General features: G+C 60.6%; 17 protein-coding genes. 6 read left to right on the top strand and 11 right to left on the bottom strand.

The window, feature by feature from the left end; genetic code table 11:
- The first annotated feature begins 47 nt into the window (after positions 1–47).
- Positions 48–805 (top strand): IS5 family transposase gene (locus ACS5RD_RS23735; protein WP_489927796.1). Its coding sequence is split into 2 segments (ribosomal slippage): positions 48–366 and positions 366–805, totalling 759 coding nucleotides; the frame shifts between segments, so codons are not numbered across the junction.
- A gap of 659 nt (positions 806–1,464) precedes the next feature.
- On the opposite strand, the gene ACS5RD_RS23730 is transcribed toward ACS5RD_RS23735, so the two are convergent.
- The 6 genes from ACS5RD_RS23730 to ACS5RD_RS23705 form a co-directional block, all read right to left on the bottom strand.
- Positions 1,465–2,028, bottom strand: coding sequence for a DUF2478 domain-containing protein (locus ACS5RD_RS23730; protein WP_489929386.1), 564 nt, complete (start codon positions 2,026–2,028; stop codon positions 1,465–1,467).
- 73 nt (positions 2,029–2,101) lie between these two features.
- On the bottom strand, positions 2,102–4,561 hold the full coding sequence (locus tag ACS5RD_RS23725) for an arsenate reductase (azurin) large subunit (protein ID WP_489929385.1): 2,460 nt from the start codon (positions 4,559–4,561) through the stop codon (positions 2,102–2,104).
- Positions 4,562–4,574: 13 nt separating this feature from the next.
- A complete protein-coding gene (locus tag ACS5RD_RS23720; RefSeq protein ID WP_489929384.1) occupies positions 4,575–5,096 on the bottom strand; it encodes an arsenate reductase (azurin) small subunit in 522 nt (173 codons plus the stop codon).
- Positions 5,097–5,249: 153 nt separating this feature from the next.
- Complete coding sequence (locus tag ACS5RD_RS23715; protein ID WP_489929383.1) at positions 5,250–6,461, bottom strand: sigma-54-dependent transcriptional regulator; 1,212 nt, start codon at positions 6,459–6,461, stop codon at positions 5,250–5,252.
- Positions 6,458–7,876, bottom strand: a complete 1,419-nt coding sequence (locus tag ACS5RD_RS23710) for a sensor histidine kinase (RefSeq protein ID WP_489929382.1) — start codon at positions 7,874–7,876, stop codon at positions 6,458–6,460. The genes ACS5RD_RS23715 and ACS5RD_RS23710 overlap by 4 nt, the downstream gene beginning before the upstream one ends.
- Positions 7,873–8,724 carry a substrate-binding domain-containing protein gene (locus ACS5RD_RS23705; RefSeq protein ID WP_489929381.1) on the bottom strand — a complete coding sequence of 284 codons (852 nt, stop codon included), beginning with the start codon at positions 8,722–8,724 and terminating at the stop codon, positions 7,873–7,875. Before ACS5RD_RS23705 ends, ACS5RD_RS23710 begins: the two co-directional genes overlap by 4 nt.
- Positions 8,725–8,944: 220 nt before the next feature.
- Here ACS5RD_RS23705 and ACS5RD_RS23700 point away from each other — a divergent pair, with 220 nt between their 5' ends.
- Together ACS5RD_RS23700 and ACS5RD_RS23695 are read left to right on the top strand one after the other, a co-directional pair.
- On the top strand, positions 8,945–9,370 hold the full coding sequence (locus ACS5RD_RS23700) for an OsmC family protein (protein ID WP_489929380.1): 426 nt from the start codon (positions 8,945–8,947) through the stop codon (positions 9,368–9,370).
- 81 nt (positions 9,371–9,451) lie between these two features.
- Positions 9,452–10,231, top strand: a complete 780-nt coding sequence (locus ACS5RD_RS23695) for a sulfite exporter TauE/SafE family protein (protein WP_489929379.1) — start codon at positions 9,452–9,454, stop codon at positions 10,229–10,231.
- A gap of 9 nt (positions 10,232–10,240) precedes the next feature.
- On the opposite strand, the gene arsH is transcribed toward ACS5RD_RS23695, so the two are convergent.
- Genes arsH through ACS5RD_RS23675 form a run of 4 tightly spaced genes read right to left on the bottom strand, consistent with a single transcriptional unit; the run spans position 10,241 to position 12,804 of the window.
- Positions 10,241–10,969, bottom strand: coding sequence for an arsenical resistance protein ArsH (arsH, locus tag ACS5RD_RS23690; protein WP_489929378.1), 729 nt, complete (start codon positions 10,967–10,969; stop codon positions 10,241–10,243).
- Between the two features lie 3 nt (positions 10,970–10,972).
- Entirely contained in the window at positions 10,973–12,022 is a 1,050-nt protein-coding gene (gene arsB / locus ACS5RD_RS23685; protein ID WP_489929377.1) for an ACR3 family arsenite efflux transporter, read from the bottom strand.
- 1 nt (position 12,023) lies between these two features.
- Positions 12,024–12,461 carry an arsenate reductase (glutaredoxin) gene (arsC, locus tag ACS5RD_RS23680; RefSeq protein ID WP_489929376.1) on the bottom strand — a complete coding sequence of 146 codons (438 nt, stop codon included), beginning with the start codon at positions 12,459–12,461 and terminating at the stop codon, positions 12,024–12,026.
- On the bottom strand, positions 12,454–12,804 hold the full coding sequence (locus tag ACS5RD_RS23675; protein WP_489931425.1) for an ArsR/SmtB family transcription factor: 351 nt from the start codon (positions 12,802–12,804) through the stop codon (positions 12,454–12,456). Before ACS5RD_RS23675 ends, arsC begins: the two co-directional genes overlap by 8 nt.
- 167 nt (positions 12,805–12,971) lie before the next feature.
- Between ACS5RD_RS23675 and ACS5RD_RS23670 the strand changes: the two genes are divergently transcribed.
- The 3 genes from ACS5RD_RS23670 to arsJ are packed head-to-tail and all read left to right on the top strand — an operon-like array spanning position 12,972 to position 16,082.
- The gene (locus ACS5RD_RS23670) at positions 12,972–13,814 is read left to right on the top strand and encodes a metalloregulator ArsR/SmtB family transcription factor (protein ID WP_489929375.1); all 843 of its coding nucleotides are present in this window, start codon (positions 12,972–12,974) and stop codon (positions 13,812–13,814) included.
- 4 nt (positions 13,815–13,818) lie between these two features.
- Positions 13,819–14,826 carry an ArsJ-associated glyceraldehyde-3-phosphate dehydrogenase gene (locus tag ACS5RD_RS23665; RefSeq protein ID WP_489929374.1) on the top strand — a complete coding sequence of 336 codons (1,008 nt, stop codon included), beginning with the start codon at positions 13,819–13,821 and terminating at the stop codon, positions 14,824–14,826.
- Positions 14,823–16,082: an organoarsenical effux MFS transporter ArsJ gene (arsJ, locus tag ACS5RD_RS23660; protein ID WP_489929373.1), complete on the top strand. Its 1,260-nt coding sequence runs from the start codon at positions 14,823–14,825 to the stop codon at positions 16,080–16,082. Before ACS5RD_RS23665 ends, arsJ begins: the two co-directional genes overlap by 4 nt.
- Positions 16,083–16,481: 399 nt before the next feature.
- On the opposite strand, the gene ACS5RD_RS23655 is transcribed toward arsJ, so the two are convergent.
- Positions 16,482–16,931 carry an XRE family transcriptional regulator gene (locus ACS5RD_RS23655; RefSeq protein WP_489929372.1) on the bottom strand — a complete coding sequence of 150 codons (450 nt, stop codon included), beginning with the start codon at positions 16,929–16,931 and terminating at the stop codon, positions 16,482–16,484.
- Positions 16,932–16,937: the final 6 nt, after the last annotated feature.

Here is a 16,937-nt window from a genome sequence, read left to right as displayed (position 1 = left end):
GATTTTGCAACGCAGCCGTGATTCAGGCTCCGCAAGGAGACTGAGCAATGAGCAACCTTTACTGGCTGACGGACGAGCAGATGGCTCGACTTAAACCCTTCTTTCCCAAGAGCCACGGGGTGCCGCGTGTCGATGATCGTCGGGTCTTGAGCGGCATTATCTTCATCAATCGCAATGGCTTGCGTTGGTCTGACGCGCCGAAGGAATACGGCCCGGCGAAGACGCTTTACAACCGTTGGAAGCGATGGGGCGACATGGGCGTCTTTGCCCGGATGATGGAAGGGTTGGCCTCCGAGGCGGCGGTCCCGAAGACGGTGATGATCGACGCGACCTATCTCAAGGCGCACCGCACGGCTTCAAGCCTTGGGGTGAAAAAGGGGGGCGCGGTCGTCTGATTGGCCGGACCAAAGGTGGCATGAATACCAAACTGCATGCCGTCACTGACGAAAACGGCCGACCGATCCGCTTCTTCATGACCGCAGGTCAGGTCAGCGATTACACCGGCGCTGCGGCCTTACTGGGCAGCTTACCCAAAGCGACGTGGCTGCTGGCTGACCGGGGTTATGACGCCGACTGGTTCCGAGACGCCCTGAAAAACAAGGGGATCACGCCTTGCATCCCCGGCCGGAAGTCACGCGCGAAGCCTGTCAAATACGATAAACGCCGATACAAACGCCGCAATCGGATTGAGATCATGTTTGGCCGTCTCAAAGACTGGCGGCGGGTGGCAACACGTTACGACAGATGCCCAAAAGTCTTCCTCTCCGCCGTCGCTCTCGCCGCAACCGTCTTGTTCTGGCTTTGACGATCAATGAGTCTGGACCCTAGCGAGGCCGAACGCAGAACTCGATAGCCAGCCACTGGGTGACGTCATCGGTTTTGGCGGGACATGGTGAGTAATATAAGTTGATGGTCGCGTGGCGGCCCGCTCACGGCCTCTGGTGATTCATCAGTCGCCCACTGTCAGCTTTGTGGCCACAGGATCGCCGAAATCACCTGTTGAATCGGGAATATGCGGTAGCGGTGGAACTCGACCCAGATTGCTGGTGGCACCAGAACGCATCCCCATCATGTTCAACGATAAAACCTAGGACTTCGCATGGAATCCCTATCGGGCGGCACCAGTTCCCCTGCGGACGTTGCGCCTTTCCTCGGCGGGGCGTCGGACTGGTCGGGCGCTCGGACAGATGATTTACTTTGGAATGATGGCACGGGGCGTGTAAACACCATCGTCTAGGTTCTCCGACCTGAACCGCAGATTAAAAGATTTGCCATCATGATAGATTTTTTGTTAAATTTCAATTACTTATACTGATTATAGATGGAGCTTTTGTAACAGAATTTGTGCCGCTGCTTGTAGCAAGGACGTTACTGTCAGGAACACCCGACAATCCAAGCTATGAATTTGCTGCCATCAGCTTCCGCGCACAATGGAGCCATCTCATCGACAACACGATTGAACAGTCACAATGACAAGTCTGGGCGATGGAGGGTGGTGTTCCCCGATAGGATAGAATGCTTGTCCTTTGTCGGGGGAATCGCAGCCCATTTGAGTATAGCGTCAAAGTCAGCAGATAGTTCTGTCGCAAACCCGCATGCGAAATGATCGAACGCCTCGCGGTTGAGGGGATTGAGCCCGACTAGAACCGGGACACCTTTTTCCAGCGCGGCGGCAATCACTGCGCGAAAGCCGCGGCCCTCTGCCTCGTGTTTGCCAAACTTGTTGATGACCATGATTTCCGCACCGTGGTCGAGCGCGCCCGCAACCTTTGCCACTGCCATCTCCAGCGATCCTGCATCCAGACGGCAGCCGCGCGCCCATCTCCCTCGGTCTTGCGAGATGCGTAGTGCCGGGCCGTCTGGCAACACCATCAGGTCCATGTCGCAATGCCGTCCGTCGCTGCGTTCGGTGTTGATCTGCAGGGTCCCGCACAGCCGGACGCCCCGCTGCATCAGTTGCCGGGCGACTGTGGCAAGGCGCGGGTCGGTATCGCCCCGGCCTTGTGACATGATGTAGGCCAGCTTCATCGAGATATCCCTTTGTGTCGCATTGCAGTTCCATACTCCCGCGCCCGTGGAAACGGGCGCGGCAGGGGTCATTTCAAAGCGCGACTTCCCAGGATTTGAAGCTGAGCTTTGCCGTGGCTGGGGCTGCGTCCGCGATCTTGCGGATGTTGGCCCAGGTCTGCTTGTAGTTCGGCAGGATCAGCTCGTTCACGCCCGCGTTGATCACGTTGCCTTGCGTGCCGCTGGGTGCGCCGAACAGCATGAACGTCTCATTGCGGCGGGCAGTAGGTTCGATGTAGACCATCGCCTGCGTTGCACCGACATCGTTGTGGACCTCGACTAGGTCACCGTTCTTCACGCCAAGTTCGGCAGCGTCATCGGGGTTGATCTGGATGAAGGGCAGCGGAAAGCGATCCATGGCAAAGTCGTTGTCCTGGTCAAGGAACCAGTTCTGCCAGTTGAGGTTGGACCGGCCGTTGTTGATCAGGAACCGATGCGCCGCTTTTTGAGCGTCCTTGCCCGCTGCTTGCAGCCCACGCCATGCGCCCATGCAAAACAGCGCCTTCTTGTCTTCGCGGCCGTGCCGGGTAAAGGCCCCGTCTTCGTAAAGCCGTGTCGTGCCTATGAGTTTTCCATCAGCAAAGCCTGTGACGGGTTCCTGCACGCCATTGGTGCCCATGTCGCGCAAGCGGGCGTAGGTCACTTCAGGGTTGCCCTTGTTATAGCCGTCCATGAACGCGTCTTCTTCGGTCTGCCAGTCATAGCCTTTGAACTGTGCGGCATAATCGGTGCGACCGTCCTCGGCCAGCACCCGTTCCAGATGGTTGGCCAGACGCGCCGCGATCAGGCAGTCGGGCATCGCTTGGCCGGGACCATCCATGTATTTTTCCGTCAGCCGCAAGCGGCGTTCGCCGTTCATCGAGGTGAGGTTCATCTCGCCCGCCTCAACCGCCGGCAAGATCACGTGGGCGGCTTGCCCGATCTGGCTGTGGATGATGTCGACATTGACCGAGAAGATGCCGCCTGCGTCAATTGCCGCCACGATGGCATCGACCTGTTCGGCGCGGGTCTTTCCCTGGCTGGCGTCCATCGCCTCTTTGACCATGTTCGTGCGCTTGTTGTAGACGCGCTTGAACTCTGAGGCGTTGAGTGTGGTCTTGTAGTGATCGTTGGCCCAGATGTGGTGCACCTTGCCCTTTCCTGCGATCAGCAACTGATCGACGTAAGGGGCCGGGCGGCCGACATGGCCGTCGCCGGGGCGATAGTAGCCCTCCTGATGCCCACCCAGACGGCACACGCCGCCGCCTTCACGGCCTATGTTGCCGGTTGCCAGCGCGATGTTCACCAGTGCCCCGACGGTGCGATAGTTGTCATTGCCCCAGATGATGCCTTTCTCGTAGGCCGTCACGCATTTGCGGCGCGACCCGTCTTCCTTAGGTTCAGCGATCCAGGCGGCGGCCTTGGCGATGTCCACGGCGCTGACGCCGCAGATCTCGGCCGCGTCGGCCAACGATAGCTTGCAGGCCGCGCGTGCCGCCTCGAATGACCCGAGTGCTGCAGGATGCTGCGCGTCCTCCGGCACCGCAACGTCGCCTTGAATGGTCGACGCCGCGATGAAATCGGCATCGACCCAGCCTTTGTCGGCAATCTCGGTGAACAGCCCGTTGAATAGCGCAAGGTCGGTGCCCGAGTTGATCTGCAGGTGCATGACGTTATCGGCCCCCGCGATCTCCTCGCAGGCATTCACCGTCACCGTGCGGCGCGGATCGACCACCAGCACCCGCGCGCCGTTGCGCATTCCGGGCATCATGTGGTTCAAAAACAGATTGGTCTGGGTTTCCAGCGGGTTGGCCCCGATCAAGAAGATCGTGTCCGTCACTTCGTAGTCGCTGTAGCTGTAGTTCAGTTCGTCCACGCCCATGTCACGGGTCGAATGAACCTCAGAGTTGTAGGCGGGGCGGTTGTGGATGCGGCAGTTCTTGACCTTCATCGACTCGAAATACAGCTTGCCGGTGCCCCAAGTATTCTCGTAGCCGCCTGCGCTGCCGCCATGGTCGAACATCGACACGAACAGATTGTCCTCATTCTCCTTGGTGATCACGCGAGCGGTCACGCGGGCCACCAGATCCAGCGCATCATCCCAGGTGGTCGGCTGCCAAGTGCCATAGCGCCAGACCAGCGGGTCGGTCAGGCGTTGTTGCTGGGTGCCGGTCACATCGCTGCGACGGTTTTCGGCCATGCGTGCGCCGCGCACCGAACCGAGGCCCGAGTTGACCACGCAATCGACATCCGGCTTGATCACCAGATGCACATTCTGGCCGTTCTGCTTGACCACGTTATACATGGACGGTGCATACCAGGCGTCGGTTTCCATCGGCTGCTGCGTGGTCAGGTCTTCACCAGACCAGTTCGACGCGGCGGTGCCTTGGGTGTTCATCGGCCATGTGTAGGCTTTGTAGCCGCATCCGACGATACAGTAGTGGCAGGTGACATTCTGCACCTTTGCCCCTGCTGGGATAATCGGCAAGCGATCGATCTGACGTTTGTAAGCCATGGTTTTTCCTCCCCTATGCCAGCACGTTCGACAGGCGGCCGTAGATCAGCTCATCCACGCCCTCGGCGTAGATGTCGCCCTTGTCGTCCACCCGCAGGGTGAATTGTGGCAGGTTCTGCGTGGCATGGCCCCAGGTCTGCTGACCCCCTGCCTCGCAGTCGAAGCGGCTGAAATGGCCAGGGCAGTTCAGCGTCTTGTCGGCGGCGTTGTAGGAAAGCTGCCAGCCCTTGTGCGGGCACATCACAGAATAGGCGACCACGTCGCCGTCTGGGCCCGCGCCGCCTTCGACCTTGCTGCCGAGCTTCATCAGCACACCGGGGCTGTCGGCATCGGGATAGGCGATGTCCATCGGCTCGTTAGGTTTCAGGTCAGAAAGATTTGCCAGCCGGTTTGCCGGATAGCTGACCATGGCCAGCGGCTGTGCCTGCGCCGGGGCCGAGGCGAGGATCGTGGCCGCAGCGGCGCCGACGGCACTGATGGCACCGCCTCGCAGAAATTGACGCCTGCCGACGTCGACCAACTTGTTGCACTTCATGGCTAGGATCCTCCCTGGCGGTGTGACTTGGGACACAGCTTAACGATCACGGGCGGGGGGCAGATATGGGCATGATGGCGACGCTGCGGCGCGGCAAGCCATTCATTTCATGCCTGATTTCGTGGCGTTCGGATTTCCGAACAGGTATGCGCGCTAAAGTCCTAATTTCTGCATCTTTTCCCACAGGGTCGTGCGCGACACGCGAAGCAGCTTTGCAGCCTCACTGACTTGCCCACGTGTGCGTTCCAGCGCTGCCACGATCTGGGTCCGTTCCGCCGCGTCGCGGACAGCGGCAAGCGGGCGGATCGCGTCTTGTCCGGCACGTTCGGGGAACAGGTCGGACGGCAACACTGTTGCCCCTTCGGCATGTTCCACCGCGCGCACTACGCGGGCGCGCAGCTCCCGGCCATTGCCTGGCCAGTCATGTGCGCGGATGGCATCCTCGGTGGAGGCGGCCAATCCCGTCAGCGGTGTTGCGCGCTTGGCGTTGAGGCCCTTAAACAGCCTAGCTGCCAGCCAGACTGCATCCTCAGGGCGGTCGGAAAGTGGTGGGATGACGATTTCGTGCGATTGCAACAGGTGGAACAGATCGGAGCGGAAGCCGCCCGATGCGATCTTGTTCTCGATTCCCATGCCCGCCGTCGCGATCAAACGGAACGGTGCATCTCGCAGCACCTGCATCAGCATGTCCTGCGCCGACGGCGGCAGCCGCCCAATGCCGATGATCAGCAGCGTGCCCTCGCCGACCTCGTTCACCGCAGTTCGGATAGCGGAATGATCTACAGGTTGGTGCATTGCATCCTGAATGACAAACGGAGCCACGCGCCGGTCTGACTGATCATGCACCCGCCGCGCAAGCCGCACTTTGCCAAGCCCGTGGCCGCCCCGGATCAGCAGATGCGCGTGCCGGCTCGCAGCCTCGGCCGTTTGGCGGTCCACGCTTCGGGCGTAGGAAGATATGCCTGTTTCGTGGGGCATACCCATGTCGCTCCGGGGACGCATAACGATGGCGAGCCGTTCAAGAAATCGGCTGATGTCGAACGGCTTGGTGATATAGTCGGCAGCCCCGGACCGGATCAGTCGGACTGCCTGGTCAATGCCGCCCTGACCGGTGATAAACAGAAACGGCGGCGGCGTGCCAAAGCGGGTCAGAGTGTCATACAGATCCTCACCCGTCCCGTCGGGGAGCCGGATGTCGCAGATTACAGCGTCTATGGCCTTGCGCGGGGTGCGGATCGCGGGCAAAGCGCGCGCGATCTGGCGGTGCCACTGGACCTCGGCCCCTTCCAAAGTCAGCCGCTGGAGCAGCGACGCACCCATGATCTCATCGTCCTCGACCAGCACGATGCAGCGTCCGGCAATCATGGCGGCATCCCCGCAGGCAGATCAACCCGGATGAATGTCGCGCCGTCAATGCGGCTATGGTTAATATGGCCATTCAGGCCCACGACTATATCATGGGCCAGACGCAGGCCGACGCCACCTCCCTGAGGCAAAGGCCCCGATGACAACAGTCGCTCAAGGTGATCAGGGCTAAGGCCCGGCCCGGTATCATCGACCACGATCGACAGCACGTCCGCGCCGTTGGTGACGGACAGCCCGATATGACCACCCAAGCCCGCTGCCTCTGAGGCGTTCAACAGCAAGTTCAGCGTCACCTGCCGCACCTGTGCCGATGGCAGCGCCGCCAACGTGGCGTCGCCTGCCATGATCTGCCATTTGAGGCGTTGTTCACGGCTGGTCGCCTCCGGCTCGAACAACAGCCGCAGATCCTCGAAATCCACCCCCCTCAGCGGCTGGCCCGTCCGGTCAAGCCGGTTCTGGTCAAGAATCGCCCGCGCCACGTCGCGCAGATGGGTCAGGCCGCGCAGTATCAGGTGGCCAGACTCGCGCACAACCTCTGGCCTGTCGGCATAGGTCACCAGCGTGTCGGCGGCATTCAGCAAGCCACCCAGCGGGTTGTTGATCTCGTGTGCCAGCGACGAGGACAGACGGCCGAGACTCACGAACCGCTCGCGCGCGGCCAGCCGCCGCTCGGCCTCGGCCCGCGCCTCGACCGCAGTGGTCATCCGGTTGTAGGTGGCGATCAGCCGGGCAAGGCCGGGGTCGCTGCGTGGAATATCGGCATCTGCAATCGGCCGTGGCACGCCTTCGGTGGCATCCATCGCGCGAACCAGCATGCCGACCGGGCGGAGGATGCGCGCCACTGCCAGCCAGCCTGCAAAGGTCAGCAAGGCGGTCGCGACGGCATTGCCGAACAACAGCCACAGCGTCACCCGGCGGCGCTCTGCCAAAAGGTCGGTCACGTCCAGCTCCGTGACAATGCGCCCGACATCCCGTCCCTGATAGCGCAGCGGTGACATCACCCGCAAAACCGGATCGCCGGTCATTGTGACGGCATCCGGGGCGACGGCCCCCGCCTCATAGATTGTAATCTCACTGCTGACAGGGGCACGTTTCGGGTCGCTGGCGGCCAGAACCTGCCCGCGTTCGTCGGCCACCACGGTTTGCAGCAACCTTTGCCCGTCTGATGCTGACTGGGCACGTTCAAGGATGTCATATACCTCCCAGACATCCTGCCGAAGCACGAACGGCCCCAGAGCCACCGACAGGCCCTCGACATGCAGCCGCGCGGTTTCGACCAGACGGGCGTCCTGCACACGCCGCAGCGCCGTCAGCACGCCCTGACTTGCCACAAGACCGAGAACAATCATCAGCGTCGCTGTGACCATTGGCACACGTAGCGTCACGGGAAGGTTCTGAAACCACGCCGCCTTCATGGTGCAGTCCCGAGTGCCGCCATTCGCGTGGCAATCCCGCCATACAGCGACGCATCTGCGCGGGTGACGCCGTCAAGAAACAGCAGGGCAAGGGCCGCGCGGCCTGATGTCGTTGCCGAAAGGCCCAGCAAGGCAGATTGACATGCCGCTACCACCGCATCCCCCGTCCGATCAGCGCGGGCCACGAAAGGCGGAAATCCCAACCATTCGGAGCGTGCAACAATCCGAGTGCGCGCCGTCAGTGCGGGCTCGACCATCCGCAGCACCTCCCAGACATAGCCGTCGACGCTGCCAGAGCGCGTCAGCCCCCCCGCGACCGCACGCACGACATTGCGGTGCCCGAAGGTAAAGATGGTGCGGGAAAAGAACCCCTCCGGCGTCTCGCCAAGCGCCGCAAGGTCTGACGCGGTAACCAAGTAGCCGGAATTACTGTCGGGATCGGAAAAGGCATGCGTGCCACCGCGCAGATCGCCAAGCTGCTGCGCCGGGTCATCTGCCGATGCGATCAGGTAGGATTGGTAAAGCGGTTGGCCGTTCCACACCGGGACGCCCAGAAGCGAAAGCTCGGCTTGATGTTGCAGGAACGGATAGCCGCATGTCCACGCCGCATCAACCGAACCGTCGAGCAGCGCGCCAGTGATTTCCTGATAGGTGCGGCGCTGCACAAGCTCCACCGTGCGGCCCATGCCTTCGGTCAGCGCGGCCTGAAGACCAGAGATCACCGCTGCATCGTTGTCCAGAAAAACCGGCGTCAGGGCAAACCTGACAGGTGCCGATGATTGCGCATACAAGCGCGGTGCGGCCAAGGCCGCTGCACCTGCGATAAATATGCGGCGTGTGCAGGTCATCGCTCCGCCTCCCCATCGATTGAAAGGCTAGTCCTTTGTTCAGTCTTACCGCAACGCCTAAACCATACCCCGATCTGGAGGGCGCAGATATGGTTCTACCAATTCTACGGCAACCGGCCTGTTTGGCGAAATGCAGCATCCTTGATGCAAATCAGGGAAACTGGTCGTCGCGCGTGTCATTGCTCCAGCAGGTCGAACGACGTCGCAGAGGACATGCACCATGCTGGAATACAAGGTAACCGCGCGCAGGATCGACGGCCATGGCTCCGAGGCGGCCACCAAGCAGGCGCTGATCGTGCTCGATACGGACATGAAGGGTCGCCAGGACGCCTTCAATCCGGCAGAACTGCTGCTGGCCAGTCTGGCCGCCTGCATTCTGAAGGGCGCGGAACGGATGATCCCGATGCTGGAGTTTTCCCTACGCGGCATTGACGTCGCGTTGCAGGGCCAGCGGCAGGACGCCCCGCCAAAGATGGTGCGCATCGACTACCAGATCGTGGTGGACACCGACGAGAGCGATCAGCGGCTGGACCTGCTGCTGCGCAATCTGCAAAAATACGGCACGATCACCAACACACTGGCAGGATCTGTCGAACTGATCGGCTCGATTTCCCGTAAGTCGGCGAAACCACAAGGTTCATCGTGAGGCGATCTGCAATTTGTCCGCGTTGCGCCCGACAGGCATCATCTGCTTGACTGTTTTCCGGCGCGGACCCAAACTTACCACATGAACAAAAACCTGGCTGGCTTCGCCTCAGGGGCCCTGATCGGAACACTCGGCGGTCTGATCGGGCTGGGCGGTGCCGAGTTTCGTCTGCCGCTGCTCATTGGCCTGTTCCGTTTTTCTGCCTTGGAGGCGGTGATCATCAACAAGGCGACAAGTCTGGTTGTCGTAGCGACGGCCCTGCCGTTTCGGACGGCAACCGTGCCGTTCGCAGAGGTGCTGGCGCAGGGGCCAATCCTGTTGAACCTGCTTGTGGGCAGTTTGGCCGGGGCATGGGTCGGTGCCGGCTGGGCGCTTCGGCTGCGCACGGCGACCTTTTATCGCATCATCGCGATTCTGCTGGTGATCATCGCGGCTGTGCTGTTTTTAGGGCATGACTTGGCCACCTCTGAGCCGTTGCTGACTGGGCTTTCACAACTGATTGCCGGAGTGGTTGCGGGGTTCGGCATAGGGATCGTCGCCTCGCTTCTGGGCGTGGCGGGCGGTGAGTTGCTGATCCCGACGCTGGTGCTGCTGTTCGGTGCAGACATCAAGCTGGCCGGAAGCCTGTCGCTGGCCGTGAGCCTGCCAACCATGTTGGTGGCCTTCGTCCGCTACAGTGGGGATGACAGCTTTGCCGTGCTGGGTCGAAACCTGAGGTTTATTCTGGTGATGGCAGTGGGCTCTGTGCTGGGCACGTTTGTCGGCAGCAGGTTGCTGGGTGTGGTGCCCGAAGGAGTAATCGTCCCGCTGCTGACGGTGATCCTGCTGATTTCGGCGGTCAAGGTTTGGCAGCACACCTGACCGCCGGCGTCAGGTCGCTGCCGACAGGTTGACCCGCTTCATCAGCGCCTCTGCGGTTTCGCGGCGTTCAGAGTAGCGGTCCACCAGATAATCGGCACGATCGCGGGTCAGCAGGGTGAACTTCATCAGCTCCTCCATGACATCAACGATCCGGTCGTAAAGGGGCGAGGGGCGCATCCGGCCTGCCTCGTCGAATTCCTGAAAGGCCTTCGGAATCGAGGATTGGTTCGGGATGGTGATCAGCCGCATCCAGCGACCCAGTATGCGCATCTGGTTGACGGCGTTGAAACTCTGCGAACCTCCCGACACCTGCATTAAGGCCAGCGTTTTGCCCTGTGTCGGCCGCACCGCGCCCATCGACAAAGGTATCCAGTCGATCTGCGCCTTCATTATTCCAGTCATCGCGCCGTGGCGTTCTGGCGAGGACCAAACCATCCCCTCAGACCAGATCACCGATGAGCGCAATTCGTCCACCTTTGTCATGTCAGCTCCCGGTTGATCCGGCAGCGGCAGGCCAGACGGGTTGAAGTAGCGCACTTCGGCTCCGAGGCGCGTTAGGATGCGCCCGGCCTCCTCGGCGGCGAGGCGACTGAAACTGCGAGGGCGCAGTGAGCCGTAAAGTATCAAGATGCGCGGTTTACGGGTCGATGCAGGTGGGGAGAGCAAACGCACAGGATCAATCGCTACAAAACTGGCTTCGTCGAGTGCAGGAAACGCCGGGTTGTTATCATCTGGCATTGGTCAAACCTTTTCGGGAGCAGTAAAAGCAAACCAGCGACGGCCCAGCCACAGCGCCACCGACACCAGCCCTATCAGCACTGGCACCTCGACCAGCGGACCGATGATTGTGGCAAAGGCCACCGGCGAGGCGAGGCCAAAGGTGGCAACGGCCACAGCAATCGCCAGCTCGAAGTTGTTACCCGCCGCAGTAAAGGCCACGGCAGTGGTGCGCGGGTAACCTGCCCCGATCAGGCGGCCGACGACAAACCCGATGCCGAACTGGATCACAAAATACAGCGCCAGCGGCACCGCGATGCGCAGTGCGTCACCCGGCAAGCGCAAAACCTCGCCGCCCTTCATCACGAACATCGCCATGATGGTGAACAGCAGGGCCACTAGCGTAACCGGGGCGATACGCGGCAGGAAGTGGGTCTGATACCAGCCCTCGCCATGCCGGGCGACCAGGATGCGGCGGGTCAGGTATCCGGCGGCGAAGGGCAGCCCTAGGTAGATCAACACGGCTTGGGTGATCATCCAGAAACCCACATCGATCACCTGACCCTCCAGCCCGAACAACGGCGGCAGAACGGTCAGAAACACCCAAGCATAGGTGGAGAAGAATAGGATCTGGAACACCGAGTTGAACGCCACTAGTGCTGCGCCATACTGTTGATCGCCGCAGGCAAGGCCGTTCCAGACCAGCACCATCGCAATACAGCGGGCGAGGCCGATCAGGATCAGGCCGGTCATGTATTCCGGGCTGTCGGATAGAAACATGACCGCAAGTGCGAACATTAGCACCGGGCCGATGATCCAGTTCTGCACCAGCGACAGCGCCAAGATGCGTCGATCCTCGAATACCTTTGGAAGATCCTCGTAGCGCACCTTCGCCAGCGGCGGATACATCATCAGGATCAACCCGATGGCAATCGGGAGATTCGTCGTGCCGATCGACAGCCCGTCAAGCGCGCCCGGCAACGCCGGGAACAGAGTTCCGAGCATGACGCCTACGGCCATGGCTGCAAAGATCCACAAGGTCAGCCATCGGTCGAGGAAGGAAAGGCGTTTCATATCAGGCTCCTGTCGTAATGCGTTGGCCGCTGGCATCGACGACCGGCTGGCCGTCGTCCTTGGTGAAGGCACCACGCTGTGGCGGCAAAAGGTCGATCACGGTTTCCGAAGGTCGGCACAGCCGCACTCCTTTGTGGGTGATAACGATAGGCCGGTTGATCAGGATCGGATGGGCCATCATCGCATCAAGGATATCTGCCTTCGTCGGCGTCGGGTCATCCAGCCCCAGTTCAGCATAGGGCGTGCCGCGCTCGCGCAGCAGGTCGCGCAAGGCGATGCCCATGCGGGCGACCAGCGAAAGGACTTCCTCCCGGCTCGATGGGGCGGTCAGGTATTCGATGATATCCGGCTCGACCCCGGCATTGCGGATCAAGCCGAGGACATTGCGCGAGGTGCCGCAGGCGGGGCTGTGGTAGATGCGAACGGGAAAATCAGGCATCTGCACTCTCCTTGGGGGCACAGCTTGCTGCAGCAAAGGCAGGCGCGCAGATTTCGAGGCGCCCGCCGCAGCAGTCCTGCATCAGAAAGGCAATCAGGTCAGACACTGTTGCAATTTGCACCGCGTAGATAATTTGTCGGCCGTCGCGCCGCGAATGCACCAACCCGGCTTGTTCTAGATGCGAAAGATGAAACGACATCTTCGACGATCCGGCCCCCAGCATTTCGCCCAGTGTTCCGGCTGGCAGCCCCTCGGGCGCTGCTTTGACCAGCAGTCGCACGATCTGCAACCGATGCTCTTGCGACAGCGCCGCAAAGGCCGACATCGCTCGATCTTCTGGCATCATCTCAACATCTCCATTAATGTTGAGATGATGCGTAGTTTGTAATCGTGGGATGCGCAAGCAGGAAGGGACGACGCAATGCGGTCAGGCCTGGTGCTCGCATCGGGAAACCATCTGTCATAAAAAATTCATTGGCCGAAGAAGATATATTCCTATATTCGGGAAATATGGAACAGAATCGCATCTCACATGGCTTTGCCACACTTGGCCACCCCGGTCGCCTCGCGGTTTTCAGGCTGCTCATGCGCTTCGTGCCGCAGGGTGTGCGACCCACGGAAATCGCCGTCGCGCTTGGGCTGAAGCAAAACACGCTGTCGCATCACCTCGCCGATCTGACCGCCTCGGGCCTTGTGCAGGTCGAACGGCGCGGACGATCTCTGTTCTATTCTGTCGATCTTGACGTGACCGAAAGCCTCATCGGCTTTCTCGCCCTTGATGTTGGCCGCGCCCGCCCGGATCTTCTTGCCCCCCTCATTGCTGCCCAAAAGGAACGCCTCATGCGCGACACTGACTTCGACGTTTTGTTCATTTGTTCAGGCAACTCTGCCCGTTCGATCTTTGCCGAGGCGTTGCTGCGCGATCTGGGCAAAGGCAAGTTTCAGGCATTTTCGGCCGGGATTCAGCCCAATTCGGAATTGAACCCCTTCGCGCTTGAGGTGTTGAAGCGGAACGGTCATGACGTTTCTGGCCTACGATCCAAGCACCTGTCCGAGTTCCAGAAATCCGGCGTGCCGGTGATGGATTTCGTCTTTACCGTCTGCGACACTGCGGCTGCCGAGGAATGCCCGCCTTGGCCCGGCCAGCCGATTACCGGTCACTGGGGTCTGCCCGACCCGGTTAAGACCACTGGCACTGATGCGGAAAAGGCGCTGGTCTTCGCCCAGACCTATGGCGCGCTGCGCCGTCGGATAGCCGCTTTTGTCGAGCTGCCGTTCGAGGCTTTGGACAGCATGGCGTTGCAGCTGCAAGTGGACCGGATCGGCACCCACACCGACTCCGTTGAAGGCTAACGGCATGACCCGTATCGCCCTTAACGGCCTTGGCCGGATCGGAAAACTGGTCCTGCGCGACCTGATCGACACTGGTGTGCAAGGCGAGATTGTTCTGATCAACGATCCCGTCGGCGATGCCGAACAGCACGCGCTGCTGATGGAGTTTGACTCTGTTCACGGACGCTGGAAGGCCGAGATCACCCATGATGCCGACAGCCTGACACTGAACAGCCAGCGCATCCAACTGACACATGAGAAAACGATTGCGGCGCTGCCGCTGGTCGAGCTTGGCGTCGATATGGTGATTGACTGCACCGGAGTGTTCAAAACGGCGGAAAAGGTGGCACTTTACTATGCTGCCGGAGTGAAGAAGGTCGTTGTTTCTGCCCCGGTCAAGGATGGCGGCGCGCTGAACCTCGTTTACGGTGTGAACCATCACCTCTATGACGGGTCGCAATCCCTGATCACGGCGGCTTCCTGCACGACCAACTGCCTGGCACCGGTGGTCAAGGTTATCCACGAGAGCCTAGGTATCCGGCACGGATCAATCACCACGATCCATGACGTGACCAATACGCAAACCATTGTGGACCGTCCTGCAAAGGACATGCGCCGCGCGCGGTCAGCACTCTTAAACCTGATCCCAACGACGACGGGCAGCGCCACCGCGATCACCTTGATCTATCCCGAACTGAAAGGTCGTCTGAACGGCCACGCCATCCGGGTGCCGCTGCTGAACGCTTCCATCACCGATTGCGTGTTCGAGGTGCAGCGCGAGACGACCGTGGAGGAGGTCAACGCCCTGTTCAAAGCCGCTGCCGACGGGCCTCTGCGCGGCATCCTTGGGTATGAGACGCGGCCGCTGGTGTCATCCGACTATACCAACGATCCGCGATCAGGGATCATCGACGCACAATCGACCATGGTGATCAACGGCACGCAGGTAAAGATCTACGCCTGGTATGACAATGAATGGGGCTATGCCTGCCGTCTGGCCGACATCACCCGCATGGTCGCAGGCGCGCTATGACCGAAACTGCCGTCCCCCCGAACGGTTTGCGTGCCTATGCCGCTGTCACAGCGGCCTATTGGGCCTTCATGCTGTCGGATGGCGCGCTGCGGATGCTGGTGCTGCTGCATTTCAACACGCTCGGCTTTACACCAGTGCAACTGGCTTGGCTGTTCCTGCTGTATGAAATTGCCGGAATTGTCACCAACCTGTGTGCTGGTTGGCTGGCGGCGCGGTTCGGGTTGGCGGCCACGCTCTACGCAGGGCTCGGCTTGCAGGTGGCCGCACTGGTGGCGCTAGCGCAACTTGATCCGGGTTGGAGTGTCATAGCCTCGGTCGCCTTCGTGATGGCGGTTCAGGGGGTTTCGGGCGTTGCCAAGGATTTGGCCAAAATGTCCTCGAAATCTGCCGTTAAGCTGCTGGCTCCGACAGAGGATGGCGGTTTGTTTCGCTGGGTTGCCCTGCTCACCGGATCCAAGAATGCCGTCAAGGGATTGGGCTTCTTTCTGGGCGCGCTGATGTTGGGCATTGCTGGGTTCCAAGGGGCGGTCTGGGGCATGGCAGCGGTGTTGGCCGTCATCCTTGTGGCCATCGCGCTGTTCCTGCCCGCAGGTCTGCCCGGCCGCATGAAAGCAGATGAGGCGTGGGGTGGCTGGCGGTCGCAAGATCCCCGCGTGAACCGGCTGAGCCTCGCGCGGATGTTCCTGTTCGGCGCGCGCGACGTCTGGTTCGTGGTGGGCGTGCCGGTTTACTTTCAGATGGTGCTATCGGACGGCACGTCCGAAGGCAGGCGCTCGGCTTTCTTCCTGATCGGCACCTTCCTCGCCCTCTGGATCATCGCGTATGGTGCAGTGCAGGCGCTGGCTCCGCGCATCCTAGGCGGCAAAGGACAATCCGAGGCCGCGAGCGTCTCAAAGGCAATCTTCTGGGCCGGACTTTTGGTTCCGATCCCATTTGTGCTAGCAGCTGCGGCCTTCTGGGCAGGCGCGCCTTCGCCCGCGTTGACAGCGACGGTGATCATAGGGCTGCTGGCATTCGGCTTCGTGTTCGCGATAAATTCCTCCGTCCATTCTTATCTGATCCTCGCCTTCGGGGATGCCGAGCGGATCACTCGCGATGTCGGGTTCTATTACATGGCAAATGCGGCAGGACGGCTGATTGGCACGCTTCTGTCAGGTCTCAGCTATCAGCTCGGGGGTCTACCTTTGTGCCTTGCTACGGCGGGCGTGATGGCCACCCTCAGTTGGTGGGCGGCGGCGCGGCTCCGTTTGGAATAATCGAAGGAGTAGCCGCGTAAGCACCCAGTCATCCAGATCTGAACGTCGATTCCTTTCGCAACTATGAATCTGCAGGTCGTATAACGAAGCGCGTGGCCAGCGCCGGCGCGGCCAGCGCAGCATAGTCCATAGTCCATAGTCCAGCCAAAATGGCTTTCGCTCATTGACCTTACTTACCTTCCACGCAGCTAGGCTTGCCCACGCCACTTTCGCAATTGACACACTCTCCGACCAACTGCCGCATCGCCTGAACACTTCGTAGCGTAGGAGCAGGGTCACTGTCACACGACACCAACCGCAGAAAATCGATCCAAACTCTTTCGTTCTCGCTGATAGGTTGATCCGAAGGCAACCTGAAACCAACTGCACTCATCGCAATCGTAGGTATGTCTGAAACGCTCATTTGCCGAACACCGCACGCAGAGCAGCGCGGCTGCGCGCTGTCAAGTTGGGGTCTGAATGACCAGAAGCATCTCGGATCTCTTCGAGCCACACGACCTCGTTGCGTGTGACGATGGTGCCGAAGATCGCCTCGACGGCAACGGCGGTGGTGGCACCACCCAGTTGTTCAAGGGCGAGCTTGAACAGCAGCTTCGGGTCGCACTCCAGGGCCTTGGCGACACTGGGCACACGGTCGAGAGGCAGCTTGCTCGAGCCGTTCTTGATCATCGCCAGCATGTTCGGATTGACGTATCCTGCCTCGGTGGCGATTTCGATCTGTGATTTTCGCGGGCGAAGCTCAAGAACACGGGTCTCGATGAACTTTGCCAAACGGGTTCCGGCGTAAGGTCTGCTTTTCACGGTTTTCGCTTTCTTTTCAATGTCGCAGTCGTTCTGATCTGCATACATTGATTA

The organism is Cypionkella sp. PAMC25878 (assembly GCF_058135695.1).
Note: the sequence above shows the minus strand (reverse complement) of the source record. Positions and strands in the feature narration are given on the sequence as shown.